The 25635-nt window shown below is 71.2% G+C and carries 26 protein-coding genes and 2 riboswitches; of the genes, 19 read left to right on the top strand and 7 right to left on the bottom strand.

The window, feature by feature from the left end; all coding sequences use genetic code 11:
* Positions 1-57 precede the first annotated feature (57 nt).
* Genes folP through ABZ857_RS40655 form a run of 5 tightly spaced genes read left to right on the top strand, consistent with a single transcriptional unit; the run spans position 58 to position 2720 of the window.
* A complete protein-coding gene (folP, locus tag ABZ857_RS40675; RefSeq protein ID WP_357055101.1) occupies positions 58-930 on the top strand; it encodes a dihydropteroate synthase in 873 nt (290 codons plus the stop codon).
* A 4-nt stretch (positions 931-934) separates the two neighbouring features.
* Positions 935-1378, top strand: coding sequence for a nuclear transport factor 2 family protein (locus ABZ857_RS40670; RefSeq protein WP_357055098.1), 444 nt, complete (start codon positions 935-937; stop codon positions 1376-1378).
* Entirely contained in the window at positions 1375-1755 is a 381-nt protein-coding gene (gene folB, locus ABZ857_RS40665; protein ID WP_357055096.1) for a dihydroneopterin aldolase, read from the top strand. The genes ABZ857_RS40670 and folB overlap by 4 nt, the downstream gene beginning before the upstream one ends.
* Positions 1752-2252, top strand: a complete 501-nt coding sequence (folK, locus tag ABZ857_RS40660; RefSeq protein WP_357055093.1) for a 2-amino-4-hydroxy-6-hydroxymethyldihydropteridine diphosphokinase — start codon at positions 1752-1754, stop codon at positions 2250-2252. Before folB ends, folK begins: the two co-directional genes overlap by 4 nt.
* Before the next feature lie 18 nt (positions 2253-2270).
* Entirely contained in the window at positions 2271-2720 is a 450-nt protein-coding gene (locus ABZ857_RS40655; RefSeq protein ID WP_357055090.1) for a DUF3180 domain-containing protein, read from the top strand.
* Between the two features lie 17 nt (positions 2721-2737).
* Here the strand turns inward: ABZ857_RS40655 and ABZ857_RS40650 are convergent, their stop codons facing one another.
* Entirely contained in the window at positions 2738-3922 is a 1185-nt protein-coding gene (locus ABZ857_RS40650; protein ID WP_357055174.1) for an NADH-quinone oxidoreductase subunit D, read from the bottom strand.
* Between the two features lie 259 nt (positions 3923-4181).
* Here ABZ857_RS40650 and ABZ857_RS40645 point away from each other — a divergent pair, with 259 nt between their 5' ends.
* Together ABZ857_RS40645 and ABZ857_RS40640 are read left to right on the top strand one after the other, a co-directional pair.
* Positions 4182-4418, top strand: a complete 237-nt coding sequence (locus ABZ857_RS40645) for a type II toxin-antitoxin system RelE/ParE family toxin (RefSeq protein ID WP_357055171.1) — start codon at positions 4182-4184, stop codon at positions 4416-4418.
* 2 nt (positions 4419-4420) lie between these two features.
* Positions 4421-4768, top strand: a complete 348-nt coding sequence (locus ABZ857_RS40640; protein ID WP_357055087.1) for a helix-turn-helix transcriptional regulator — start codon at positions 4421-4423, stop codon at positions 4766-4768.
* Between the two features lie 42 nt (positions 4769-4810).
* Here ABZ857_RS40640 and ABZ857_RS40635 read toward each other — a convergent pair whose 3' ends face one another.
* Complete coding sequence (locus ABZ857_RS40635; protein ID WP_357055084.1) at positions 4811-6088, bottom strand: aminotransferase class V-fold PLP-dependent enzyme; 1278 nt, start codon at positions 6086-6088, stop codon at positions 4811-4813.
* A gap of 44 nt (positions 6089-6132) precedes the next feature.
* Positions 6133-6248: riboswitch (SAM riboswitch) on the bottom strand.
* A 60-nt stretch (positions 6249-6308) separates the two neighbouring features.
* Positions 6309-6986 carry a pentapeptide repeat-containing protein gene (locus ABZ857_RS40630; protein WP_357055081.1) on the bottom strand — a complete coding sequence of 226 codons (678 nt, stop codon included), beginning with the start codon at positions 6984-6986 and terminating at the stop codon, positions 6309-6311.
* A 76-nt stretch (positions 6987-7062) separates the two neighbouring features.
* Between ABZ857_RS40630 and ABZ857_RS40625 the strand changes: the two genes are divergently transcribed.
* Positions 7063-8262 (top strand): cytochrome P450, encoded by a 1200-nt coding sequence (locus tag ABZ857_RS40625; RefSeq protein ID WP_357055078.1) that lies wholly within the window; start codon positions 7063-7065, stop codon positions 8260-8262.
* On the opposite strand, the gene ABZ857_RS40620 is transcribed toward ABZ857_RS40625, so the two are convergent.
* Positions 8252-9220, bottom strand: coding sequence for an SAM-dependent methyltransferase (locus ABZ857_RS40620; RefSeq protein WP_357055075.1), 969 nt, complete (start codon positions 9218-9220; stop codon positions 8252-8254). The genes ABZ857_RS40625 and ABZ857_RS40620 overlap by 11 nt on opposite strands.
* Before the next feature lie 161 nt (positions 9221-9381).
* On the opposite strand from ABZ857_RS40620, the gene ABZ857_RS40615 reads away from it, so the two are divergent.
* Positions 9382-10272 (top strand): DUF2520 domain-containing protein, encoded by an 891-nt coding sequence (locus ABZ857_RS40615; protein WP_357055072.1) that lies wholly within the window; start codon positions 9382-9384, stop codon positions 10270-10272.
* Positions 10263-11117 (top strand): pantoate--beta-alanine ligase, encoded by an 855-nt coding sequence (gene panC / locus ABZ857_RS40610; protein WP_357055069.1) that lies wholly within the window; start codon positions 10263-10265, stop codon positions 11115-11117. The genes ABZ857_RS40615 and panC overlap by 10 nt, the downstream gene beginning before the upstream one ends.
* A gap of 1 nt (position 11118) precedes the next feature.
* Here panC and ABZ857_RS40605 read toward each other — a convergent pair whose 3' ends face one another.
* Entirely contained in the window at positions 11119-11763 is a 645-nt protein-coding gene (locus ABZ857_RS40605; protein ID WP_357055066.1) for a class I SAM-dependent methyltransferase, read from the bottom strand.
* Positions 11764-11823: 60 nt separating this feature from the next.
* On the opposite strand from ABZ857_RS40605, the gene ABZ857_RS40600 reads away from it, so the two are divergent.
* The 4 genes from ABZ857_RS40600 to lysS all read left to right on the top strand — a co-directional run bounded on the left by ABZ857_RS40600 (position 11824) and on the right by lysS (position 17580).
* Positions 11824-12474 carry a helix-turn-helix domain-containing protein gene (locus ABZ857_RS40600; RefSeq protein ID WP_357055063.1) on the top strand — a complete coding sequence of 217 codons (651 nt, stop codon included), beginning with the start codon at positions 11824-11826 and terminating at the stop codon, positions 12472-12474.
* Between the two features lie 66 nt (positions 12475-12540).
* Complete coding sequence (locus tag ABZ857_RS40595) at positions 12541-15045, top strand: L-aspartate oxidase (protein WP_357055060.1); 2505 nt, start codon at positions 12541-12543, stop codon at positions 15043-15045.
* Between the two features lie 7 nt (positions 15046-15052).
* On the top strand, positions 15053-15835 hold the full coding sequence (locus ABZ857_RS40590; RefSeq protein ID WP_079319601.1) for a type III pantothenate kinase: 783 nt from the start codon (positions 15053-15055) through the stop codon (positions 15833-15835).
* Positions 15836-15894: 59 nt separating this feature from the next.
* Positions 15895-17580, top strand: a complete 1686-nt coding sequence (lysS, locus tag ABZ857_RS40585) for a lysine--tRNA ligase (RefSeq protein ID WP_357055057.1) — start codon at positions 15895-15897, stop codon at positions 17578-17580.
* 318 nt (positions 17581-17898) lie between these two features.
* Here the strand turns inward: lysS and ABZ857_RS40580 are convergent, their stop codons facing one another.
* The gene (locus tag ABZ857_RS40580) at positions 17899-18822 is read right to left on the bottom strand and encodes an NADP-dependent oxidoreductase (RefSeq protein WP_357055054.1); all 924 of its coding nucleotides are present in this window, start codon (positions 18820-18822) and stop codon (positions 17899-17901) included.
* Positions 18823-18917: 95 nt separating this feature from the next.
* Between ABZ857_RS40580 and ABZ857_RS40575 the strand changes: the two genes are divergently transcribed.
* Both ABZ857_RS40575 and ABZ857_RS40570 read left to right on the top strand, forming a co-directional pair.
* The gene (locus ABZ857_RS40575; protein WP_357055051.1) at positions 18918-19328 is read left to right on the top strand and encodes a helix-turn-helix domain-containing protein; all 411 of its coding nucleotides are present in this window, start codon (positions 18918-18920) and stop codon (positions 19326-19328) included.
* Between the two features lie 73 nt (positions 19329-19401).
* Positions 19402-19650 carry a LuxR C-terminal-related transcriptional regulator gene (locus ABZ857_RS40570; RefSeq protein ID WP_357055048.1) on the top strand — a complete coding sequence of 83 codons (249 nt, stop codon included), beginning with the start codon at positions 19402-19404 and terminating at the stop codon, positions 19648-19650.
* Positions 19651-19686: 36 nt separating this feature from the next.
* Here ABZ857_RS40570 and ABZ857_RS40565 read toward each other — a convergent pair whose 3' ends face one another.
* Entirely contained in the window at positions 19687-20646 is a 960-nt protein-coding gene (locus ABZ857_RS40565; protein ID WP_357055045.1) for an NlpC/P60 family protein, read from the bottom strand.
* A 153-nt stretch (positions 20647-20799) separates the two neighbouring features.
* Positions 20800-20953, bottom strand: a riboswitch (cyclic di-AMP (ydaO/yuaA leader).
* 401 nt (positions 20954-21354) lie between these two features.
* Here ABZ857_RS40565 and ABZ857_RS40560 point away from each other — a divergent pair.
* The 3 genes from ABZ857_RS40560 (at position 21355) to ABZ857_RS40550 (ending at position 25068) form a co-directional block, all read left to right on the top strand.
* Positions 21355-21906 (top strand): amino-acid N-acetyltransferase, encoded by a 552-nt coding sequence (locus ABZ857_RS40560; protein WP_357055042.1) that lies wholly within the window; start codon positions 21355-21357, stop codon positions 21904-21906.
* 147 nt (positions 21907-22053) lie between these two features.
* The gene (locus ABZ857_RS40555; RefSeq protein WP_357055040.1) at positions 22054-23421 is read left to right on the top strand and encodes an RDD family protein; all 1368 of its coding nucleotides are present in this window, start codon (positions 22054-22056) and stop codon (positions 23419-23421) included.
* 1302 nt (positions 23422-24723) lie between these two features.
* Positions 24724-25068, top strand: coding sequence for an Lsr2 family protein (locus ABZ857_RS40550; protein WP_357055037.1), 345 nt, complete (start codon positions 24724-24726; stop codon positions 25066-25068).
* Positions 25069-25635 lie beyond the last annotated feature (567 nt).

Genomic DNA, 25635 nt, shown 5'->3' with positions numbered 1-25635 from the left:
TTGGGACGGCGCTCCTGCCCGACGGGCACCGAGCCATGGGGCATTAGTCTTGACCCCATGGCTTCAGGGAGTGTGCCCGGTATGCCCGAGTCCGGGCGCTGCCTGGTCATGGGCGTGGTCAACGTGACCCCCGACTCCTTCTCCGACGGCGGGCAGTGGTTCGACGTCGACGTCGCGATCAGGCACGGTCTCGACCTGGTGGCCGAGGGCGCCGACATCGTGGACGTGGGCGGCGAGTCCACCCGTCCGGGCGCGGCACGGGTCTCGCTGGAGGAGGAACTGCGCCGCGTCGAGCCGGTGATCCGCGCGCTCGACCAGGAGGGCGTGACGGTCAGCGTCGACACCATGCGCGCGGAGGTAGCCGAGGTGGCCGTCGCGGCCGGGGCGAAGCTCGTCAACGACGTGAGCGGCGGGCTGGCCGACCCGGCGATGCCGCGGGTGGTGGCCGCGACCGGCGTGCCGTACGTCGTGATGCACTGGCGCGGGCACAGCCGCGACATGGACAGCCGGGCCATCTACGGCGACGTCGTGACCGAGGTGGCGGAGGAGCTGCGCAAGCGGGTCGACTCCGTGCTGGCCGAGGGCGTGCGGGAGGAGCAGATCGTGCTCGACCCCGGTCTCGGGTTCTCCAAGAACGCCGAGCACAACTGGGCCCTGCTGGCCGGCATCGGCGAACTGAACAGCCTCGGCCGCCCGTTGCTGATCGGAGCGTCGAGGAAACGCTTCCTCGGCCGCCTGCTGGCGGGGCCGGACGGCGAGCCCCGGCCGTTCGACGGCAGCGACGACGCCACGCTCGCCGTCACGGCGCTCGCGGCGCGGGCCGGCGCGTGGTGCGTGCGGGTGCACCGGGTGCGGCCGAACGCCGACGCGGTGCGTGTGGCCGCCGCGTGGGGGGCAGCAGCCGTACGACACGCTGACGAGGGCCGGTGACGACATGCCGACAGGGACGCCGATGAAGGACATCGAGGAGCTCAACCAGGCGTTCTACAACGCCATCGAGAGCGGCGACCTCGACAAGATGTCGGAGATCTGGATCGAGGACGTCCCGGGACGTCCGGCCATGTGCGTCCACCCCGGCTGGCCCATGCTGACCGGGCGGTCGGAGGTGCTGCGCTCGTGGGCGCTCATCATGGCCAACACCACGTACATCCAGTTCGTGCTGACCGACGTGCAGACGACCGTGATCGGGGACGTCGCCGTGGTCACCTGCGCGGAGAACATCCTCACGGCCGCCGACACCGACGAGCCGGGCTTCGCGGCCGGGCGGGTCGTCGCGTCGAGCACCTACGTGCGGACCAGGACCGGGTGGCGGCTGTGGCTCTACCACGGCTCACCGGTGCTCCAGAGCGACGACGACGAGGAGGACCAGGAGCAGTGACGAGTCGTGACCCCAGTCGCGACACCGTGCGCCTCGTGGGGCTGCGGGCCCGCGGCAGGCACGGCTGCCTGCCCGCCGAGCGCGAGCTGGGCCAGGAGTTCGTGGTCGACGTGGCCCTGTGGTTCGACACCGCCCCGGCGGCGGCGGCCGACGACCTGACCCTCACGGTGGACTACGGGGCACTGGCGGGGGAGCTCATCCGCATCGTGGAGGGCGAGCCGGTCAACCTCATCGAGACCCTCGCCGAGCGGCTGGCGGCGGCCTGCCTGGCCCACGAGCTGGTCGAGGAGGCGGAGGTCAGCGTGCACAAACCGGCGGCGCCCATCCCGCTGCCGTTCGGCGACGTGGTGGTGACGATCAGAAGGGGTCGCGCATGAGGGTCGTGATCGCGCTCGGCAGCAACCTCGGCCGCCGCATCGACAACCTCCAGGGAGCCGTCGACTCGCTGTTCGACGCCCCCGGGCTCACGTTCGTGGCGGTGTCGCCGGTCTACGAGACCGATCCGGTCGGCGGCCCCGAGCAGGGCCCCTACCTCAACGCCGTCGTGATCGCCGAGAGCATGCTCGACCCGCGCACGCTGCTCGACCGCGCGCAGAGCGTCGAGAACGCGTTCGGTCGCGAGCGCACGGAGCGGTGGGGCCCTCGGACGCTCGACGTGGACCTCATCGCGGTCGGGAACCTCATGTCGGACGACCCCGAGCTCACGCTCCCGCACCCCCGGGCGCACGAGCGGGCGTTCGTGCTGGTCCCGTGGGCGCAGGCCGATCCGGCGGCGGTGCTGCCCGGGCGCGGGTCGGTGGCGGCCCTGCTGGCCGACATGGACCAGAGCGGGGTGCGGCTGCGGCCCGACCTCGTGCTCGAACCCCCGGTCTGATCGACGAGGAGTCCCCGCGTGAAGCCCAGCAATCCCGGCGTGCTCGTCGGTCTCGTGGTCGTGTTCGCCCTGCTCACCTGGGGACTGCTGCGGCAGTTCTACTCCGTGGTGCCGACCCTGCCGTGGACCGCGATCCCCACCACGCTGCTGCTGGCCGTCGGCGAGGCGTACACGGGCTGGCTGACCAGGGCGAGGATCCTGCGCCGCCCGGGCACCAAGCCGGTCGAGCCGCTGGCCGTCGCCCGCCTCGCGGCGCTGGCCAAGGCCTCGGCGTACGTCGGGGCGGTGTTCGGCGGCATCTTCGCCGGGTTCGTGGTGCGCGTGCTCGACCTGCTCGACCTGGAGAAGCCCCGCCAGGACGCGTTCGTCGGCGGCGGGTCGTTCGTGGCCTGCGTGATCCTGATCTGCGCGGCGCTGTTCCTCGAACACTGCTGCCGGGTGCCCGGCAAGCCTTCCGGGGAGACCTGACCCCGCTACGTGTCGATCTACTTGTCGATGTCGCCGACCACGAAGAACATCGAGCCGAGGATCGCGATCATGTCGGCGACCAGGTTGCCCGGCAGCATCTCCCGCAGCACCTGGATGTTGTTGTAGGAGGCGCTGCGCAGCTTGAGCCGCCACGGCGTCTTCTCGCCCCGCGACACGAGGTAGTAACCGTTCAGGCCGAGCGGGTTCTCGGTCCACGCGTACGTGTGGCCCTCTGGCGCCTTCAGCACCTTGGGCAGCCGCTGGTTGATCGGCCCGGGCGGCAGGTGCCGCAGGCGCTCGACGCAGGCGTCGGCCAGGTCGAGGGACACCTTGACCTGTTCGAGCAGCACCTGGAACCGGGCCTGGCAGTCCCCGGCCGACCGGGTCACGACCTTCACCGGCAGCTCGCCGTACGCGAGGTAGGGCTCGTCGCGCCGCAGGTCGAAGTCGACGCCCGAGGCCCGCGCGATGGGGCCGCTCACGCCGTACTGCATGATCGTCTCGCGGTCGAGCACGCCGACCCCGCGGGTGCGGGCCAGGAAGATCTCGTTGCCCGCGATCAGTTCCTCGATGTCGGGCAGCCGCCGCCGCACGGCCGCGACGGCGGCGGTGACGCGGTCGAGCCAGCCCAGGGGCAGGTCCTCCTTCAGCCCGCCCACCCGGTTGAACATGTAGTGCATGCGGCCGCCGGAGATCTCCTCCATGACGTGCTGCAGGGTCTCCCGCTCCCGGAAGGCGTAGAAGACCGGCGTGATCGCGCCGAGCTCCAGGGGATAGCTGCCGAGGAACATCAGGTGGCTGAGCACGCGGTTGAGCTCGGCCAGCAGGGTCCTGGCCCACACCGCCCTGGGCGGGGGCTGCATGCCCAGCATGCGCTCGACCGCGAGCACGACGCCCAGCTCGTTGGCGAACGCCGACAGCCAGTCGTGCCGGTTGGCGAGCACGATGATCTGCCGGTAGTCGCGCACCTCGAACAGCTTCTCCGCGCCGCGGTGCATGTAGCCGACGATCGGCTCGGCGGCGGTGATGCGCTCGCCGTCGAGGACGAGCCGCAGCCGCAGAACGCCGTGGGTGGACGGGTGCTGCGGGCCGATGTTGAGGATCATGTCCTCGGTGGCCAGCTCCCTCGCCTGCACGGCGTCGGCTCCCGCGCCGATCCCCACGATGCGTTCCCGGCGCGCGCCCTCCTGCTCGGTCGTCATGCCGTCCATGCTTTCACGCTCGTCATGCAGGAGCGAAGACGACGAAGGCATCAGACGAACTCGACCACCGTCTCATGTCGACGGCAGTAGCCTGCTGTCCGACTTAAGGCTAGCCTTGACTCCCGGAGGCGCTCTTGGCGTGGACGGTGAAGGTTACAGGTGAGTATGCCGCCTGGTTCAGGACGCTCCTCAAGGAGGATCTTGACTCGGCGATTCAGGTCGCTCAGGCCGTCGCTCTCTCCGGGAGGAGGGGCCAACGCTGGGCAGGCCCCTCGTCGACCGGCTCAAGGGAAGCTCCCTGCATCATCTCAAGGAACTGCGCCCAGGATCGCGTGGGCGATCGGACATCAGGATCATCTTCGCCTTCGACCCTACGCGGGCGGCGTTGCTGTTGCTGGGCGGCGACAAAGCCGGGAACTGGAACCGGTGGCACAAGGAGAACATCCCCCTGGCCATACAGCTTTACCTCGACTACACCAGCGACGAAGAGGAGTGAACATGCCGAAGAGAGTGCTGGGGGACTGGGCCGACCTCGAGCGGGAACTGCACGAGGCCGGCGTCTCCCCTTCCTTGATCGAGCAGGGCGCCAGAAAGCTCCTCGCCGAGGCGCGCGGTCATCAGCTCGCCGAGGCGCGAAAGCAGCTTGGGCTCGGTCAGAGGGACGTCGCGGCTGTCATGGGTCTGAGTGTTGCCCGGGTCTCTCAGATCGAGCATGGAGAAGTTACATCTCTCGATGTCATCGCTCGCTATGTAGAGGCGCTCGGGGCCCGCTTGGACCTGGTCGTCGACTTCGGTGATCGGACACTGCGCTTGCCTGTCAGCGAGAAGTCGACGGATGCCGCGTGATTGGGGGCCTCCTGGACGAGACCCCAACCTGACCTTCCGTCGTCAGGCGCCGGCGATTTCGCGTAGGGCCTCGACGAGGCGGTCGACGTGCTCGGTGGTCGTGCCGATGCCGATCGAGGCGCGTACGGCGCTGACCGTGCCGTCCGCGCAGCCGCCGTCCTGTCCGCCGCCGAGGAGGTGGCGGACGAACGGGTGGGCGCAGAACTTGCCGTCCCTGACGCCGATGCCGTGCTCGGCCGACAGCGCCTCGGCGACCTCGCGGGCCGGACGGCCCTCGACGGTGAACGACACGATGCCGACGCGCGGGTGGTCCTGGCCCCACAGCGACAGCTCGCGTACGCCGGGGATCGCGGCGAGCCCGGCGCGCAGGCGGGCGAGCAGCCGCTCCTCCTCCGCCACCAGCGCGGTCCAGCCGGTCGCGGTCAGCGCGTCGCAGGCGGCGGCGAGCGCGATCGCGCCGAGCACGTTGGGGGTGCCCGCCTCGTGCCGCGCCTCGGGGTCGTCGCTCCACTCGGTGGTCTCGCCCACGGCCCGTACGGCTCCGCCGCCGCGCAGGTACGGATCGGCGTCGGCGAGCCAGTCGGGACGGCCCACGAGCACCCCGGCGCCGAACGGGGCGTAGAGCTTGTGCCCGGAGAAGGCCACGTAGTCGAGGTCGAGCGCGGCGAGGTTGAGCCCGCGGTGGGGGACGAACTGGGCCGCGTCCACGGCGATCCGCGCGCCGTGCCGGTGGGCGACGTGGGCCAGCCCGGCGATGGGCCACAGCTCGCCCGTGACGTTGGAGGCGGCGGTCACGACGAGCAGGGCCGGGCCCTCGATCGCGGCCAGCGCCTCGTCGGCCGCCCGGATCGCCTCGCCGGGGAAGGCGGGCGGCGCGAGCCGTACGGCGTTCGGCCAGGGCAGCAGCGAGGCGTGGTGCTCGGTCTCGAACACCACGACGGTGGTGCCCTCGGGGAGGCTGCGGGCCAGCAGGTTCATCGCGTCGGTCGTGTTGCGCACGAAGACCAGCGCGTCGCCGGGGCGGGCGCCGACGAAGGCCCGCACGGTGTGCCTGGCCTGCTCGTACCTGGCCGTCGTGAGCTGCGAGGCGTAGCCCGCGCCCCGGTGGACGCTGGAGTAGGCCGGCAGCGCCGCCGCGACGGCGGCGTTCACCGGCTCGAGACAGGGCGCGCTCGCCGCGTAGTCGAGGTTCGCGTACGGCACGAGCCTGCCGCCCCTGACGGGCACCTCCAGGTCGGCTCCCACGACAGCGGGGAGGCGCACGGGCTCGGAGATGCGGTTGACGGCCTGCTGGACGAAGGTGAGTGCGGACAACGCCATGCCTCCTCGGGGTCGGGGACCCCGGCCATGGCGTCGGAAGGCGGAGCCCGCGCTTGCCCGGCACACCTCGTGCCGGACCCGGTCCTCACCCGGGGCACCCCGCCGCGAGCGCGAGGGTTGCCGGCCAGCAAGCCGGGGCTTGACGCTGGCACTCATGACCTGGACGGCACTATAACCCGACCCGGCCCCCCGGTCGCAAGTGCCGGGGGCTCGGGCGAATTCAGCCGTTGTCGACCGTGACACCGAGGACGTGGGCGAACATCGGCGCGAGTTCCATCAGCTGGACGCCGCTGATGGTCGCGCCGCGCAGCGCGTCGTATCCGTCCGAGATGCCCAGGGACACGGCGCCGCGCAGGTCGACCCGGGACATGCGCGCCTTGTCGAACCGCACCCGTTCCAGGGTGGAGCCCGGGAAGGCGACGCCGGTCAGCGTCGCGCCCGCGAAATCCACGTCGCGCAGCGTGCACTCGACGAACGAGACCTCCCGCAGCTCGGCCGCGCGGAGATTGACCGAGTCGAGCTTGCACCGGTGGAAGGTCACGTGGGTCATCTCGGCGCCGGGCAGCGCCGTGCCGGCCGGGGCGCTCATGATGATCTCCGCGTCCGCCCAGACGGATTCGGTGAGGTCGCCGCCCACCCAGCGCACGCCGTTCAGCCACACGTCGGAGAACCGGGCACGCCGATAGCGGCCGCCGACGAACGTCACCGAGGTGAACGCCGACTCCATGAACCGGGCGCCTCCGGCGTCGGCGTCCTCGAACTCCTGCCCGTCGAACAGGATCGTGTCGTAGTCGCCGCCCTGTGTGAGCGGGCCGTCGAACGGTTCGAGGTGACCGGCATAGGGCAGCTCGCCGAGTTCGCGGGGTTCTCTGCGGTGCTGTTCTCGGCGCTTCGGCATCGCCCCAACCTACGCCATGGCGGACCCGGGCATCCGTACTCCCCGACCAGGTCTTTTATACGTATTGTTGTCCCTTGTGAGGTTTGATCCCTGGAATCCCGAGTTCATCGCGCACCCCTACGACGCCTACCGCGAGCTGCGCGACAACGAGCCGGTCAGCTTCTTCGAGCCGACCGGGCAGTGGCTGATCGCCCGCCACGCGGATGTGAACGCGCTGCTGCGCGACCGGCGCCTCGGCCGCTCCTACCTGCACATGGCCACGCACGAGGCGTTCGGCCGCGAGCCCGAACCGGAGTTCCAGGAACCGTTCTGGCGGGTGATCCGGGCGGGGATGCTCGACGTCGAGCCGCCGGTCCACACGCGGCTGCGCCGCCTGGTGTCCAAGGCGTTCACGCCGCGCATGGTCGAGTCGCTGCGCCCCCGCGTACGGAAGATCGCGACCGAGCTGACCGAGGCACTGGTCGAACGCGGTGGCGGCGACCTGCTGGCCGAGGTGGCCGAGCCGCTGCCGGTCACCGTGATCGCCGAGATGCTGGGCGTGCCCGAGGCCGACCGCCACCTGCTGCGGCCCTGGTCGGCCGACATCTGCGGGATGTACGAGCTGAATCCCTCGCTGGAGGCCCAGCACACCGCCGTACGCGCGGCGACGGAGTTCGCGGAGTACCTGCGGGAGCTGGCCAGGGCGCGCAGGGAACGGCCGGGCGACGACATGATCTCGGCGCTGGCCCAGGTGGTGGACGACGGGGACAGGCTGACCGAGGACGAGCTGATCGGCACCTGCGTGCTGCTGCTCAACGCCGGGCACGAGGCCACGGTCAACGCCACCGGCAGCGGGTGGTGGGCGCTGTTCCGCAACCCGGGTGAGCTGGAGCGGCTGCGCGCCGACCCCGGCCTGATGCCCACGGCGGTCGAGGAGCTGCTGCGCTACGACACCCCGGCGCAGATGTTCGAGCGGTGGGTGCTGGAGGACGTCGAGGTCGGCGGGGTGACGATCCCCCGGGGTGTGGAGATCGCGCTGCTGTTCGGCTCCGCCAACCGCGACCCCGAGGTCTTCGCCGACCCGGACCGTCTCGACCTCGGCCGGGCGGACAACCCGCACATCTCGTTCGGCGCCGGCATCCACTTCTGCCTCGGCGCCCCGCTCGCGCGGGTCGAGATGGCGGAGTCGTTCGGCGTCCTGCTGCGGCTGGCGCCCAAGCTGGAGCTCGCCGAGGAGCCCACCTGGAAGCCCAGCTACATCATGCGCGGCCTGGAGTCACTCAAGGTCACCGTCTGACCACCTGGCTGAGCCAGCCGAAGCCGCCGAGGCCGGCCGGGTCGATCAGCTCGGCCTCCTGGGAGGCCCGGCCGAGCGCGCGTACGTACCCGGCCGGATCGGCGGACGCGAGCGCGAGCGGCGGGCGGGCGCCGGTGACGCCCAGGTCGCGCAGCGCCTCCCGCTGCGTGGTGAGCGTGGTCGCCTCCGCCCCCGCCCGCTCGCCGGCCGCCGCGCAGGCGTCCAGCGCGACGTGGGCGGTGACGTCGCACGACCCGTCCGGCACGGCCGGCACCACCGAGCCGTCGCGATATCCGGCGAGCGTGCCGAGCGGGGGCCGCCGCCCGGCCAGATGGGCGTAGTCCACGGCGACCGCCGTGCCGCGCGCCAGCCGCGCGATCACCGAGGCCCACGCCTCGTCGCGGGGGCGGCCGATCTCGGCGCGTTCCCCCGGTGAGCGCAGCGGCCACCAGCGCTCCAGCCAGGCCAGGTCCTCGGGGCCGGGAGCGGGCCCGAGCCGTTCCTCGCCGGTCGAGGTGTCCACGAGCACCAGGCGCGGGCCGTCCGGCGTCATCTCGGCGATGTCGAGCGGCACGTTGTCGAGCCACTCGTTGGCGATCACCAGGCCGGCGACCCCGTACGGCGCCTCCGGCTCCCAGGCGACGCGGGGGTCGAGATCGCCGGGCCGGGGGGACAGGTCGACGGCGGTGACCCGCAGCCGCTCCGCGAGGTCCGGCGGCGCGGCGGCCAGCACCCGCGCGGCCAGCAGGCCGTTGCCGCTGCCCATGTCCACGAGATCGACAGGATCGGGCCGGCCGAGGGCGGCGTCGACCCGCCGGAGCAGGCCCAGCACCGCCTCGGCGAAGACCGGCGAGGCATGCACCGACGTGCGGAAATGGCGGTCGGGGCGCTCCCGCAGGTAGAAGCCCTCCGCGCCGTAGAGCGCCCGCCGCATGGCCTCCCGCCAGGTGACCTCCACAGCGCTTTACGGTACCGACACGCCGAGGCCGTGACGAAAAGTAGTCACTTTCGTACTTATGGCTCAACATAGGCCCGTGAGAAACGGGACAAAATCCGACCGTTGGCCCACGCCCGGGCCGGCGGGAGCGCCGCCGCTACGCTGAACCGAGGGGAGGCGTCATGGACACAAGTGACCGCCCGGCGCGGCTCGCCGTGGGAGTGCTGGGCGCGGGACGGGTCGGTTCCGTGCTCGGAGCCGCGCTCATGCTCGCGGGTCATCGGGTGGTGGCGGCCAGCGGCGTGTCCGACGCGTCGGCGCGGCGGGCCGCCGACCGCCTCGGCCTGAAGCTCAGCAGGCCGGACGAGGTGATCACCCGGTCCGAGCTCGTGCTGCTGACCGTGCCGGACGACGTGCTGCCCGGTCTCGTCTCCGGCCTCGCCGCCACCGGCGCCGACCTGCGCGGCAAGTTGCTCGTGCACGCCAGCGGCGCGTACGGCCTGGGCGTGCTCGACCCCGCGGCCGAGGCGGGGGCGCTGCCGCTCGCGCTGCACCCGGTGATGACCTTCACCGGCAGGAGCGACGACCTGACCCGGCTCAACGGCTGCTCGTTCGGCGTCACCGCGCCCGACCTGCTGCGGCCGGTGGCCGAGGCGCTGGTGATCGAGATGGGCGGCGAGCCGGTGTGGATCGCCGACCAGGACCGGCCGCTCTACCACGCCGCCCTGGCCGGCGCCGCGAACCACATGGTGACGCTCGTCGCCGAGTCGCAGGAACTGCTCGCGAAGATCGGCGTGGAGCATCCGGGCCGGATGCTCGGCCCCCTGCTGAGCGCGGCACTCGACAACGTGCTGCGCCTCGGCATCAGCGGGCTCACCGGCCCCGTCGTGCGCGGCGACGCGGGCACCGTGCGCAAGCACGTCGACGCCCTCATCCTGGCCGCCCCCGAGGCCGCGGACGCGTACGTCGCCCTCGCGAGGCTCACCGCCGACCGGGCGCTCGCGGCGGGCCTGCTCAAGCCCGAGGCGGCCGAACGCCTGCTGGACGCCCTGGGAGGGAACATATGGACCTGACCGTCGCCGCCGACCGCGCCGCCCTCGACAAGGCGAGGGACGCCCTCGGCCCCGGGAGGATCGCCCTGGTCCCCACGATGGGGGCGCTCCACGAGGGGCACCGGTCGCTGATGCGGCTGGCGCGCGAGCACGCCGACCACGTGGTGGTGAGCGTGTTCGTCAACCCCCTGCAGTTCGGCCCCCACGAGGACTTCTCCCGCTATCCCCGTACGTTCGACGCCGACCTCCGGGTGTGCGAGGAGGAGGGCGTGGGCGTGGTCTTCGCGCCTTCGGCCGAGGACATGTACCTGCCGGACCGCCAGGTGGAGGTCTCGGCCGGCGGCATGGGCGGGGTGGTCGAGGGCGCTTTCCGGCCCGGCCACTTCGACGGCGTGCTGACCGTGGTGCTCAAGCTGTTCAACCTGGTGCGGCCGGACGTCGCGGTCTTCGGGCAGAAGGACGCCCAGCAGCTCGCGCTGATCCGGCGGATGGTGGCCGACCTCGACGTCCCGGTGTCGGTCGTCGGCGCCCCGACCGTGCGGGAGCCCGACGGCCTCGCTCTGTCGAGCCGCAACCGGTACCTGTCGGAGGCCGACCGCCGCACCGCGCTCGCGCTGTCGCGGGCGCTGCGGGCCGGCGCGGCGCGGGCCGGGACAGCCGGGCCGGCCGGGATCCTCGACGCCGCGCGGGCCGTGCTGGAGGAGGCCGCCCGGTTCGACCCGCCGCTGCTGCTCGACTACCTGATCCTGGCCGACCCCGCGACGTTCGCGCCGGTCGGCGACGACCACCGGGGTGAGGCGATCCTGGCCGTGGCAGCCAAGGTGGGTACCACGCGCCTCATCGACAACGTGGTCCTGAGCCTGTAGCTCAGGCTGCCCCGGCGCGCAGCGTGAACCAGAAAGTGGGGAACGGGTTCGTGCCGGGTGTGACGTCGACCAGCTCCCAGCCGGCGAACCTGGCACGCAGCTCGTCGGCGGTGACGCCGGAGAACGTGTCGTCGAGCGTCCCGGGGCCGTACCCGAACATCAACAGCCGTGCGCCGGGAGCGGCGCGGCGGGTGAGCCCGGCGGCGTAGGCGTCGCGGCGGTGCGGCGGGATGCCGCAGTAGCAGCTCAGGTCGAAGAACAGGTCGTAGGGGCCGGGCGCGTCCAGCTCGTCGAGCCGGGTGGCGTCTCCGTGCAGCAGCCGTACGGCCGCTCCCGCCGCGTCGGCCTTCTCCCGGGCCTGCTCGATCGCGCGGTCGATCAGGTCGACGGCCACGACCTCCCAGCCGTGCCGGGCCAGATATATGGCGTTGGTTCCGGTGCCGCAGCCGAGCTCCAGGGCGCGGCCGGGCGGCAGTGCGCCGTGCCTCTCCCCGTGCCCCTGCCCTCGCCCCTCCACCAGCGCGACCAGCTCGGGCGGCGTCACGCCGGTGTCCCACGGCGGCTTGCCGGCCCGGTAGTACTCCTCGAGCGCTCGGCGCACGGCCTCTTCCTGATCCACGTCCGCGCCCGTGTTCGGCATGTCCATGATCCCTCCAGGTTTCTAGAGCTGAACTCTAGTGACTAACTCTAGAGATAGACTCACGCCATGGACACCGTCAAGCGGCCGGACAAACGGGCCGAGCGCTCACGCCGCACCCGGGAGAAGGTCATCCAGGCGGCGCGGGAGCTGTTCGTCGCGCAGGGCTACGGGGCGACGAGCCTGCAGGAGGTCGCCGACCGGGCGGGCGTGGCCGTCCAGACGGTCTACTTCGTCTTCGGCAACAAGCGCACGCTGTTCAAGGACGTCGTCGACACGTCCATCGCCGGCGACACCGAGCCGGTGGCCATCATGGACCGTGAATGGTTCCGCGCCGCGTGCGCCGAGCCCACCGCGGCCGGCCAGTTGCGCGCGCACGTTCGCGGCACGAGTGAGATCCTCGGCCGGGTCGCTCCGATCATGCCGATGATCGAGTCCGCCGGGGCCGCCGATCCGCAGATCGCCGCGCAGTGGCCCGACGGGCCCGATCCGCGCTACATCGTGCAGCACGCCGCGGCCCAGGCGCTGGCCGGCAAGCCCGGCGCCCGCCCGGACGTCTCCGTCGCGATGGCCGCGGACCTGCTGTTCTGCCTGCTCAGCCCGCAGCTGTACCTGCTCTTCGTCCAGGACCGCGGCTGGTCGCCGGACCGGTGGGAGGAATGGGCCTACGCCACTCTGACCGCCCAACTCTGCGCCGACCCCGCGGTGCGCCCCTTGTAGGAGGGGCCGGGGCGTCACCATCGCCCGGGGGGCGTTATCGTCATTATGACGAAAGGGGATCCCCTCATGGTGGCGCTCGCACGCAGACTCACCGCCCCCGCACCCGGCTGGACCGTCGAGGCCGACGCGGTCGTGATCGGGTCCGGCATCGCCGGCCTCACCGTGGCGCTGCGCCACGTCGAACTCGACCCCCGGGCGCGGGTGCTCGTGGTCACCAAGGACGTGCTGTCGGCCGGGTCCACCCGCTGGGCCCAGGGCGGCATCGCCGCCGTCCTCGACCCCGAGGACACCCCCGACGAGCACCTGAGGGACACGCTCGTCGCCGGGGTCGGCCTGTGCGACGAGGAGGCCGTACGCGTCCTGGTCACCGAGGGCCCCGACGCGCTGAAGCGGCTGATGAGCCACGGCGCCGAGTTCGACCGCGACACCGACGGCGAGCTCCAGCTCACCCGCGAGGGCGGCCACCACCGCAACCGCATCGTGCACGCGGGCGGCGACGCGACCGGCGCCGAGGTGCAGCGGGCCCTCGCCGAGGCCGTGCTGGCCGAGCCCCGCATCGAGGTCATCGAGCACGCCCTCGCGCTCGACCTCCTCCTCGACGCCGAGGGCCACGCCTGCGGGGTCACGCTCCACGTGATGGGGGAGGGCGCCCGCGACGGCGTCGGCGCCGTACGGGCCGGGGCCGTGGTGCTGGCCAGCGGCGGCATGGGCCAGGTCTACGCGGCCACCACCAACCCCGTCGTGTCCACCGGGGACGGTGTCGCACTGGCTCTGCGGGCCGGCGCGGTGGTCAGGGACATCGAGTTCGTGCAGTTCCACCCCACGGTCCTGTGGCTGGGGGAGGGCTCGACCGGCCAGCAGCCCCTCGTCTCCGAGGCCGTGCGCGGCGAGGGCGCCGTGCTGATCGACTCGGAGCACAAGCGCTTCATGCAGGGAGTCCACGAGCTGGCCGACCTCGCGCCCCGCGACGTGGTCGCCAAGGCGATCATGCGCCAGATGGCGCGAACCGGCGCCGACCACGTCTACCTCGACGCCACCCACTTCGGCGAGGAGAAGTGGCGAACCAGGTTCCCCACGATCCTCGCGGTCTGCCGGGAGCACGGCATCGACCCCGTCACCGAGCCCATCCCCGTCGCCCCGGCCGCCCACTACGCGAGCGGCGGCGTGCGCACGGACCTGTACGGCAGGACCAGCGTGCCCGGCCTGTACGCCTGCGGAGAGGTGGCCTGCACGGGCGTGCACGGCGCCAACCGGCTGGCCTCCAACTCGCTGCTGGAAGGGCTCGTCTACGGCGAGCGCATCGCCGCCGATCTGGCCGCCCGCGACCTCGCGCCCCGCGAGCCCGCCGAGCGCGACGACCGGCCCGAGGGCCTGGTGGACCCGCGTACGCGTCCCAGGGTCCAGAGCCACATGAGCCGGGGCGCCGGGGTGCTCCGCAGCGACCGGACCCTCGCGCAGGTCGCCCGCGCGCTCTCGGACGCCCGCTGGACGCCGGTCGAGGTCGAGCCCTGCACCGAGTCGTGGGAGGCCACCAACCTCCTCACGGTGGCCTCCGCGCTGGTCGCCGCGGCGGCCGTGCGCGAGGAGACCCGCGGTTCGCACTGGCGGGAGGACCACCCCGACCGCGACGACGCCCGCTGGCGGGCGCACATCGACATCGCCCTGACAGCGGAGGGACTGACCTTGACGTACGCGCCCCACGAGGAACCGCGGACCGAACTGGAGAAGGCCGGCCTCGACCCGGACGCCGTGCTGCGTCTCGTCCGCGCCGCGCTGGAGGAGGACCTGGCCGGGGGGCAGGACGTGACCTCGGTCGCCACCATCCCCGCCGACCAGCGGGCCGTCGCCGACGTGGTGGCCCGCAAGGAGGGCGTGGTCGCCGGCCTGGCCGTCGCCGAGTCCGTCTTCCGCCAGGCCGCCGTGCCGGTCGAGGTCGAGCGGCACGCCGCCGACGGCGACCGCGTGCGCCCCGGCGACGTGGTGATGACCGTGCGGGGCGCGACCAGGGACCTGCTCACGCTGGAGCGCACCGCGCTCAACTTCCTCACCCACCTGTCCGGCATCGCCACCCAGACCCGCCGCTGGGTGGACGCCGTCGAGGGCACCGGCGCCCGCGTCCGCGACAGCCGCAAGACCCTGCCCGGGCTGCGGGCCCTGGAGAAGTACGCCGTCCGGGCCGGCGGCGGGGTCAACCACCGGATGGGCCTGCACGACGCCGCCCTGATCAAGGACAACCACGTCGTCGCCGCCGGGGGCGTCGCCGAGGCGTTCCGGGCCGTACGGCAGGCCTTCCCCGGCCTGCCGATCGAGGTCGAGGTGGACAGGATCGACCAGATCGAGCCGGTCCTGGCCGAGGGCGCCGACGAGATCCTGCTCGACAACTTCACCGTGGACCAGCTCGCCGAGGCCGTACGGCTGGTGGCCGGGCGGGCGCGGCTGGAGTCGAGCGGCGGGCTGACCCTGGACGCGGCCCGCGCGGTCGCCGAGACCGGGGTCGACTACCTGGCCGTCGGCGCGCTCACGCACTCGGCCCCGGCACTCGACCTGGGTCTAGATCTTCGTGATGCATAATCAGGGAATGCTGCTCACCATCGACGTCAGCAACACCCACACGGTGCTGGGCCTGTTCGAGGGTGAAGAGGTGATCGAGCACTGGCGGATCGCCACCGACCCCCGCCGTACGGCGGACGAGATCGCGGTGGTGCTCCAGGGTCTGCTCGGGCAGTCGCCGCTGCTCAAGGACGCCGACATCAGCGGCATCGCGATCTGCTCCACGGTCCCGTCGGTGCTCAACGAGATGCGGGAGATGTCCCGGCGCTACTACGGCGACGTCACGGCGGTGGTCGTCGAGCCCGGCGTGCGCACCGGCGTTCCGGTCCGCATGGACAACCCCAAGGAGGTCGGCAGCGACCGCATCGTGAACGCGCTCGCCGCCACCACCCTGTACGGCGGGCCGTGCGTGATCGTCGACTTCGGCACGGCCACCTCGTTCGACGCCGTCTCGGCCCGGGGCGAGTACGTCGGCGCGGTGACCGCGCCCGGCCTGGAGATCTCGGTGGACGCGCTGGCCACGGCCGGGGCCCAGCTCCACAAGGTCGAGCTGGTCCGGCCGCGGTCCGTGATCGCCAAGAACACCGTGGAGGCGCTCCAGTCGGGCATCATCTACGGCTTCGCGGGCCTGGTCGACGGCATCGTCGACCGCATGACGGCCGAGCTGGCCTCCGACCCCGACGACGTCACCGTGGTCGCCACGGGCACCGGTGCGCCGCTCGTCATCGGCGAGGCCCGTACGATCGACGTGCACGAGCCCTGGCTCACGCTGATCGGCCTGCGGCTGGTCTACGCCCGTAACGCGTCCTGACGACTCCCTCGCGTACGGGACCATAGAAGGCAGGATCCCGTTCAGAGAGGACTGACGTGATGGACGCCGACTGGGTGGCGCGTTTCGCCGATGAGGTCATCGCCGAGGCTGAACGGCGCGCACCGGGCAAACCCGTCGTCTGCGCGTCCGGCCTCAGCCCGTCCGGCCCGATCCACCTGGGCAACCTGCGCGAGGTCATGACCCCGCACCTGGTGGCCGACGAGATCAGGCGGCGCGGCTACGAGTGCGTGCACATCATCTCGTGGGACGACTTCGACCGCTTCCGCAAGGTTCCCGTGGGCATCGACCCCGCCTGGAACGAGCACATCGGCAAGCCGCTGACCACCGTCCCGGCCCCGCCCGGCAGCGAGTACCCCAACTGGGCCGAGCACTTCAAGGCGCCGATGATCGCCGCGCTCAACGAGCTGGGCGTGGAGTTCCACGGCATCAGCCAGACGCAGATGTACACCTCCGGGGCGTACCGGGAGCAGGTGCTGCTCGCCATGCGGGAGCGGCGGCGGATCGACGCGATCCTCGACCAGTACCGCACCAAGAAGGCGAAGGCCAAGGAGGTCGTGGACGCCGACGAGGCTGCCGCCCTGGAGGGCTCGGGGGCCGCGAGTGAGGACGACGGCTCCGGCGCCGGGGGCTACTACCCCTACAAGCCCTACTGCTCGGCCTGCGACCGCGACCTGACCACGGTCACGTCGTACGACGACGAGACCACCGCGATGTCCTACACCTGTGTGTGCGGCCACGGCGAGACCGTCCTGCTGTCCGAGCACACCCGCGGCAAGCTGGTGTGGAAGGTCGACTGGCCGATGCGCTGGGCCTACGAGGGCGTGGTCTTCGAGCCGTCGGGTGTGGACCACAGCTCGCCGGGCTCGTCGTTCGTCGTCGGCGGCCAGATCGTCCGCGAGGTGTTCGACGCCCCGCAGCCGATCGGGCCGATGTACGCCTTCGTCGGCATCAGCGGCATGGCCAAGATGAGCAGCTCCAAGGGCGGCGTGCCGACCCCGGCCGACGCTCTGTCCATCATGGAGCCCGCGCTGCTGCGCTGGCTGTACGCCCGCCGCCGCCCCAACCAGTCGTTCAAGGTCTCCTTCGACCAGGAGATCCAGCGCATGTACGACGAGTGGGACACGCTGACCAAGAAGGTGCAGGACGGCACGGCGCTGCCGGCCGACCAGTCGGCCTACCGCCGCGCGTCGAGCACGGCCTCCCGGGTCCTGCCGGAGACGCCGCGGCGGCTGCCGTACCGGACGCTCGCCTCGGTCGTGGACATCGCCACCGGGCACGAGGAGCAGACGCTGCGCATCCTGCGCGCGTTCGACCCGGAGATCGCCGGGCTGGACGAGCTGCGGCCGCGGCTCGACCGCGCCCAGCACTGGGTGAACACGTACGTGCCCGCGGAGGACCGCACGCAGGTGCGCGAGACGCCCGACAAGGAGCTGCTCGACACGCTCGGCGAGCAGGACCGGGAGTCGCTGCGCCTGCTGGCGGAGGGCCTCGACGAGCACTGGTCGCTCGACGGGCTGACCACGCTCGTGTACGGCGTGCCGAAGGTGCAGGCCGGGCTCGACATGGACGCCAAGGCGGCCACGCCCGAGCTGAAGGCGGCCCAGCGCGCGTTCTTCGCCCTGCTCTACCGGCTGCTCGTCGGCCGCGACACCGGCCCGCGGCTGCCCACGCTGCTGCTGGCCGTGGGCCGCGACCGGGTGCGCGAGCTGCTCGGTCGCGCCTGATCGGCGTGTCGGATTCCTTGGAGGCGGGTCACACCGCCTGAACGCCGGCGCCGCGGGCCGGACGGCACGGCCGTCCGGCCCGCGGCCGTGCCGACACGCCTCCGGGACGCCTCCGGGACGCCTCCGGGTCGCCTCGCGGACCGGTGGCGGCGTCAGAGCGCCCAAAAGGCAGGGACCCGCACGCCAGGGTGTCCGGCAGTTCAAGGTGCCCGGCAGTTCAGGGTGCCCGGCAGTTCAGGGTGCCGGCAGCTCGGGGTGTCCGGCAGGTGACGGTGTTCGGCAACTCAGGGTGTTCGGCAACTCAGGGTGTTCGGCAACTCAGGGCAACAGCACCAGCCGGCCGCGCAGGCCGCCCCTCCGCAGGCGTTCGTGCGCCTCGGCCGCCCGCTCCAGGGGATAGGTGCCGGCGACCCGCGTGGTCAGCCGTCCCGCCTCGGCCAGCTTGGCGACGTCCCGGAGCTGGGCCGCGTCGGCGCGGACGAACACCGTCGAGACCCGGATGCCGCGCAGCGGGATCGGGGCCTGCCCGGCGCCGACGGCGACGAACGCGCCCCCGTTGCGCACGGCGTCCAGGGCGGGCAGGCCGACGACCGCCGCGTCCACCAGACCGTCCACACCGCCGGGAACGAGGGCCCTGACCGCCCCGGCCAGGTCGGCGCCTCTCGGGACGAACCATTCGGCGCCGAAGCCCCGCACCAGTGACTCGTCGCCGGGCGCGGCGACCGCGGCGACCCTGATCCCCCGTGCCACGGCCAGTTCCACGAGATAGCCGCCGAGGCCACCGGCCGCGCCCGTGACGAGCAGGGTCCCACCCTCGGCGAGCCCGGCGAGATCGAGCGCCTGGGCGGCGGTGAGCGCGTTCAGCGGCAGCGTCGACGCCTCGGGCGCGGCCACTCCGGCGGGCGCGGGCGCGACGGCCGTCTCGTCCAGCACCACCAGGTCCGCCTGGGCCTTGAGTGGATCCGTCAGCCGGTCCGACAGTCCGATGACCCGCTCCCCCGGGCGCATGCCCGTCACGCCCGGACCGACGCGATCGATCACGCCCGCCACGTCCCAGCCGAGTGCGTACGTCTCCTGGTGCGGCATGAGCTTGTGATCGGCGAGGGCGCCCGCGGCCGTGAGCAGGTCGACGGGGTTCACGGCCGCCGCCTCGACCCTGATCCGCACCTGTCCCGGCCCCGGCTCGGGTTCGGCGACGTCGACGACCCGTACGGCGCCGCCCTGTGCCACCAGTGCTCTCATGAATTCCTCCTTCCGTACGGCAAGCAGGGTAGGGAGAGCTACTCTCTCCGGGTAAGAAGGCACCTGAAAGTGCGTAAGGGAGGCGGAGGGAAGACATGGCCACCCGGACGGCGGCCGAGCGCCGCGAGGAGGCGCGCCAGCGGTACAACGCGTACGTCGCGACCTGCCCGTCGCGGAAGCTGCTCGACACCCTCAGCGACAAGTGGGTGAGCCTGGCGCTCACCGCGCTCGCCCACGGCCCGCTCCGGTACAGCGAGCTGGCGAGGACGATCGCCGGCGTCAGCCAGAAGATGCTCACGCAGACGCTGCGGACGATGGAGCGCGACGGCCTGGTCTCCCGTACGGTCACCCTCTCGGTGCCGGTCCGGGTCGACTACCGGCTCACGCCGCTGGGCGAGGACCTCATGCCGCTGCTGGAAGCGATCAAGCGCTGGGCCGAGGTTCACATGGAGGATGTGGAGGCGGCCAGGGAGGCGTACGACCGGCGGCTCGACCCCGAACCTTGACGACCTTCATTGCAGGCGTTTACCGTCCCTGAAGGGTGGGCCGACGAATCATCGTCGTGGGGGAGGGCGGACGATGGGTGTTCCCGAGGTCGTCTACCGAGGTGACAATCTCGCCTCGGAGCTTGACCGTGCCGGTCTCACCGAAGAGGACCTGCTTCTCCTCGCGGAGCTGGCCAAGGGCGTGACCGCCGACCGGGTGGGCCGCAGTCTCGACGTCAGCGGGCGCACCGTGCGGCGCCGGCTGCGGTGCATCTGCGACCGCATCGGCGTCGCGACCGCGATCGAGGCGGTCGCCTGGGCGGCGCGCCGCCGCCTCATCTGACCGCGTTCCGCCCCCACGGCCTCCCTCTGGGGAGGCTCAGTCGGCGACGCGCACCGCTCCCGCGAACGGCCGCCCGGCGATCTTCGCGATGTGGATGACGTCTCCCGTGCGCGGCGCGTGGATCATGTAGCCACCGCCGATGTAGATGCCCACGTGGTGCAGGTCGGAGTAGAAGAACACCAGGTCGCCGGGGCGGAGCTGGTCACGGGGAATGTGCGTGCCGGCCGTCCACTGGTCGCCCGTGTAGTGGGGCAGGCTGATGCCGACGGACTGGTAGGCCGCCATGACCAGGCCGGAGCAGTCGAAGGAGCCGGGCCCCTCGGCGCCCCACACGTACGGCTTGAGCTGCTGCGCGAGGGCCCAGCGCGCCGCCTGGGCGGCCTTGCCGTCGCCCACGATGGGGAACGACATCCTCCTGCGCGTCTCGCTGCCGACCGTCCGGGAGACCTGCCGGTAAAGGTTGCTCTCGGTCTTCTTGATCAGCTTGGTGATCTTGTCGCGCTGCGAGTCGAGGCCGCTGAGGAGCTTCTTGACCTCGGCCTGCCGGGCGGAGGCGCTCTCCCTGGCCCGTGCGGCGGCGTCCATGGCCTTGGTGACCTCGGCGACCTCCTGGCTCTCCTGCAGCTCCAGCGCGTACTGCGTGGAGGCCTGGTCCAGGTACTGCCGGGGGTCGGCGTCGCTGTCGATGAGCACGAGCGCGTTGCCGAGCCCGTTGGTCATGTAGGAGTGCTGCGCGAGGGCGCTCGCCTTCTGCCGGCGGACCTCCAGCTCGGCCTCGCTCTTGGCGAGGTTCTTCTTGGCGAGGTCGGCGGACCGCTCGGCCGCCTTCAGACGCACGCGCTCGCCGTTGTACTGCTCGGTGAGGGTCTCGATCTCGGTGTAGAGGCTCTCGACCTGCTCGGTGAGCTCCTTGAGGCTCGGCTTGGGGTCGGCGGTGGCGCGGACCACCGGGGCGCCGAACGTGATCGCGGTGAGCGCGACGCCGACGAACGCCAAGCGGCGGATGGCACCCGGACCGGCCGTGCCGGATCCGGACCGTCGGCGGCGGGCGTGCCTGCCCGTCGGCCGTCCTCCACGCATGCGCAACCGAGCTCCTCTCCCACATGTGCCCCGCCGGCGGGCCCGTGTCGTCGGGACGGGGCCGTACTGCGGGGCACTACTGAGCGCCTACCGGGTTAGCTGACGGGTTCGGGCCGGAGTAGCCCTACCTTGGCGGATTCACCCCTTGACGATCTCAGACCGAACCGATCCTGATCCTGCAGTTGGGTCCCCGGTTCCCCTTCGCACTCGGTGCTCGAAGATTCGGCGCCCGGTCGCCGTGAGCGCTCACGATGACCGGCATCGTCGCTGGACGATAGTGCACGGCGAGTTCTTGCTCAACCAGAACTCCGAAACCCGTCTACGTTTGACAACCAAACGATCACAGTCGGGTCACGGGCTCGGTAGTGATGCGTCCGTGTTCACCTGGGTTTAGAGCGATCTGAGGCATTGGATGTGCTGCTCGGACTGCTGGAAAAAGTGGGACGAACTGGAACGGCCACCTCGGGGTGCGGCTGTGCATCCGTCCGTATCCTGGAGGCTACGGACGGTCAGGCGCCATGTCGGATGCGGCGTTTGGGAATGACCGTTATCCAGGAAGACGCGAGGAAGACGCTCCGCGCCGACCCCATGGGATCGGCGGAGGTCCGGCTAGGCTGGCCGACCATGGAGCAGGTCGCCGCGCAGACATCCAGCGGATCGGGTGCCACGGCCGTGACGGTGCGCCGGGCCAGGACGCCGGACGTCCGGGTGATCCGGCGCCTCGTCGACGCGTACTCGGGCTCCGGTCCCCGCCTGCTCAAGAAGAGCACGGTCACCCTGTACGAGGACGTCCAGGAGTTCTGGGTGGCCGAGACGGGCGGGCAGGTCGTCGGCTGCGGCGCGCTGCACGTGCTGTGGGAGGACCTGGCCGAGATCAGGACCGTCGCGGTGGACCCCACGGCACGCGGCGGGGGCGTCGGCCACCGGATCGTCGCCGCGCTCATCGAGACCGCCAGGGACCTCGGCGTGCGGAGGGTCTTCTGCCTCACGTTCGCCGTGGAGTTCTTCGCCAGGCACGGCTTCAGGCCCATCCAGGGCACCCCGGTCTCTCCGGAGGTGTACGCGGAACTGCTCGCGTCGTACGACGAGGGTGTCGCCGAGTTCCTCGACCTGGAGCACGTCAAGCCGAACACGCTGGGGAACACCCGGATGTTGCTGCACCTCGACCGTCATTGATCGCCATTGATGGGCATTGATCATCGATCTTGACGGTGATTGTCATCTGCTGCAAAGGTGACTGTTGATACACCTGTCGCTACTTTTGGCAATATCAGCGTGTGCTACAGACATGCGGCGCATGCGTCTTCGAAACGAGGTGACACGGTGAGCACCGGACAGCCGCCGTACCCCCAGGACGAGTCGGACGGGACGCCACCGCCGTCATCGAACCCCGGGTACAACACGGACAGACAGGCCCAGGACTACGACCCCGACGTCACGGTCGTCAGTTATCGCCACCCCGGGCAGCACACGGGCCCGCAGCAGCCGCCCGGCTACGACCCCGCCCAGGGCGGCTACGGCCAGCAGCAGTACGGCCAGCAGGGCTATGGCCAGACCGGCCCGCAGCAGGGCTACGGCCAGGAGGCCGCCCAGCAGCAGGGCTACGGCCAGCAGCAGTACGGGCAGCAGCAGTACGGCCAGCAGGGCTACGGGCAGACCGGCCCGCAGCAGCCCCCGCAGCAGGGCTACGGCCAGCAGGGTTATGGCCAGACCGGCCCGCAGCAGGGCTACGGGCAGCAGCAGTACGGCCAGCAGGGCTACGGCGCCCAGCAGGGCCAGCAGCAGTACGGTCAGCCGTCCCAGAGCGGCTACGGCCAGCAGGCCGCCCCGCAGGACTACGGCCAGCAGCAGGACTACGGTCAGCAGCAGGGTTACGGCCAGCAACCGGGCTACGGGCAGCAGCAGTACGGCCAGCAGGGCTACGGCGCCCAGCAGGGTCAGCAGCAGGGTCAGCAGCAGGGCTACGGTCAGCAACCCGGCTACGGGCAGCAGCAGTACGAGCAGCAGGGCTACGGCGCCCAGCAGGGCCAGCAGCAGGGCTACGGCCAGCAGTACGCACAGCAGGCCCCGCAGCAGGGTTACGGGCAGCAGCAGGGCTATGGCCAGCAGTACGGCCAGCAGGGGTACGGTCAGCCCGGCTTCGCGCAGCCGTACGGGGCGGCGGGCCAGATCCCGCCCGGCGCACCGGCCCCGCTCGCGGAGTGGTGGCAGCGCCTCGTCGCCCGCATCATCGACGGCGTGATCGTCGGGATTCCCTTCTGGATCATCACGCTCGTGATCACGGGGATCGTCGTCACCGCCCCGAGCATCAACATGACCAGCGGGGTGGTGGACGCCGGAGGCGGTTACTTCCTGGCGTCGCTGCTCACCGCGATTCTGGGCGGCATCGTCATGGTCGCCTACGAATTCCTCATGCTGCGGGCGCAGGGGCAGACGCTCGGTAAGAAAGTCATGGGCATCAAGGTCGTTCCGGTCGGCGGCACTCTCGACGCGGGCGGGCTTCCCCAGGACGTGGCGGTGAAGCGCGCCGGCGTGCTCTTCGGATTCGAGTTCCTGCAGTGGATTCCCGTTATCAGCTACCTCGCGAGCCTCGCCTCCCTTCTGAACGTGCTGTGGCTGCTGTGGGACAAGCCGCTGCATCAGGCACTGCATGACAAGGTCGCCAACACGGTGGTGGTCAAGGTCAAGTAACCACGACAGGCGGGGCCGATGGGAACGGACCATCGGCCCCGTTTTTGTATGGGGTCGCTATGGCTCCGTCCGCACCGCCCGCTCAACCCTGCTGTGACGGAAAAACCTTGCGCGGCGGCCCGGGCATGCCATGCTTGGGTTCACCGTCCCGAGAGGTGCCCAATGACCGCGAGACCGCCCCCGGCGCCAATCCTTAAGGTGGGTCCTCGCCGTCCCAGGGGGGTCATATCCGTCCACGGGCGGCTTAAGGAACCGTCAGGGGCGCTTATGGGGCCGTATGGAGCCGCACAGGCCCTTATGGCGCTCCCGGATGCTCGCCCGCTCTACCCGGCCGCAGGCGCGGCCCGTGGAATGCGGGGATCGTTTGGCCGTGGGAAACTCTGACGCCAGGGCCGCCCGGGCCGTCCGCCTGATTGTGCCCCCGCTCCTTTTTTCGATCTTCAGACGTCCCGCTCGTCGATCTTGACGGAACCGGCCGGTCCTCTCTTTTTGCGAGGCTTCCGGGCTGTGGCGATCTGCTTGCGCGTATATCCCGGCAAGGCGTGCGCGCCCTACGAGAAGGGCGCCGGACCCCTTGTGAAGATCCTGCCGCCGTGACAGGGGCTCCTCGTTTCACCCGGCTCTTCAACGCTCGTAGGTCCCGGTCCGGTCTTTTCCGCAGGACGTGTTTGCCGCTTCACGCTTGTCGGTGCGTGCCTGTCCGTCCCCGTCGGCAAGCCGCTCACCTGCGGCTACGGTGCGGGAACCGGGGAACCCGAGGGTGTGCGGCCCCCGCCGCCCGCCGTCGCCGGGGAAGTGCGCAAGCGGCTGAAACGGCCGGGCGGCCCCGGATCGGTGACCGCCGGGGTCGGCATTCTGGGTACGATTTCGAGTGCATCCGGTAAGGCCGCTGGAGAGACGAGGATTACCTCGGCCCTCCGGGGGCACCCCGGAAGGCGCGTCTGGTCCCTCCCGGCGCTATGGTCGTATCAGGGCGCCCGGCCCGGCAAGAGGCCGGCGGCCTTGCCACGTCCTCGGAATTTCCTCGGGTGCACCTAATGACACCCCCGGCACGAGCGAGGCAGAATGACAGAGGTATTGTCCGCCTTGATACCTTCCGCGGTCGTCGCCGGCGCGGTCGTCTACGGCATCGTAAAGTTGGTACGTTCCGACGCGGCCGGCCTCCGCACGGCACGGGAGCCACGCGAGAAGTCACCGGACTCAGAGGTTCCTGAGAATCCGCAATCTTGAATTGTCAGCCAGGGGAAACCGGGTATATGTTTGGCTGACGAATCAAACTATGGGCTGCGAAAGGATTGCCGGATGGCCAAGCACACGCAGGTGATTCTCATCGACGATCTCGATGGCGGCGAGGCCAATGAGACGGTCACCTTCGCGATTGACGGCACGTCTTATGAGATTGACCTGAGCGACGGCAACGCGAAGCGGCTTCGCGAGGCCCTGTCGCCTTTCGTCACCAGCGCGCGGCGCGCGGACAGCGGGCAGGCCCGTGGGCGCCGTCGTGGTGCGGGCGGCGGAGGCCAGCGAGCCATGACTCGCGAGAAGAGCGCGGAGATCCGCGCCTGGGCGAAGGCTCACGGACACCCCGTGAGCGAGCGCGGCCGCATTGCCGCCTCGATCGTCCAGGCGTACGAGGACGCGCACTAAGGGCGTGTCCCTTAGATCTTCTGCCTCCTGCGGTCGTCCAGGTGGCGCCTGGCTGCGTTGTCAGCCCACCTGCGAAGATTCCTTGCAGACTCGGAATCTTCGCGGGGCCCGGAGTGGCCAATACCTCCGCTATTGGCTCCTCCCCCTTGCGACGCATCCACATGGACGATCCTCGCTACGGCAAGATCTGCGGGACACTCTCTAACTCCAACCTTGATCGCGCGGTTATGCCGGTCGTCGGAGGACCTGACGATCGCATAACCGCGCGATTGTGTTTGCGCTCCCTTAAAACCTCGTTCGCTTGCGGCGTATCGGGAACATGTCACCCCCGGCAGGGGGTTGGATAGAGCATGAACGCCCTGCGCTTGGGGAACCCTCTTGCCAAGGAGCGGGTCACTGGGCCGGGGCTACCATGCGGAACGACGGGCCGGATCTCCCGTGCTCGCCTGACCGCTCTGTGAGGAGCGACGAGATGTTCGAGAGGTTCACCGACCGTGCGCGGCGGGTTGTCGTCCTGGCCCAGGAAGAGGCCCGGATGCTCAACCACAACTACATCGGTACTGAGCA

Origin of the sequence: Microbispora sp. NPDC046933, from assembly GCF_040644635.1 — a bacterium.
In the GTDB taxonomy this organism is placed as follows: domain Bacteria; phylum Actinomycetota; class Actinomycetes; order Streptosporangiales; family Streptosporangiaceae; genus Microbispora.
This window is presented reverse-complemented; position numbering and strand designations above follow the sequence as displayed.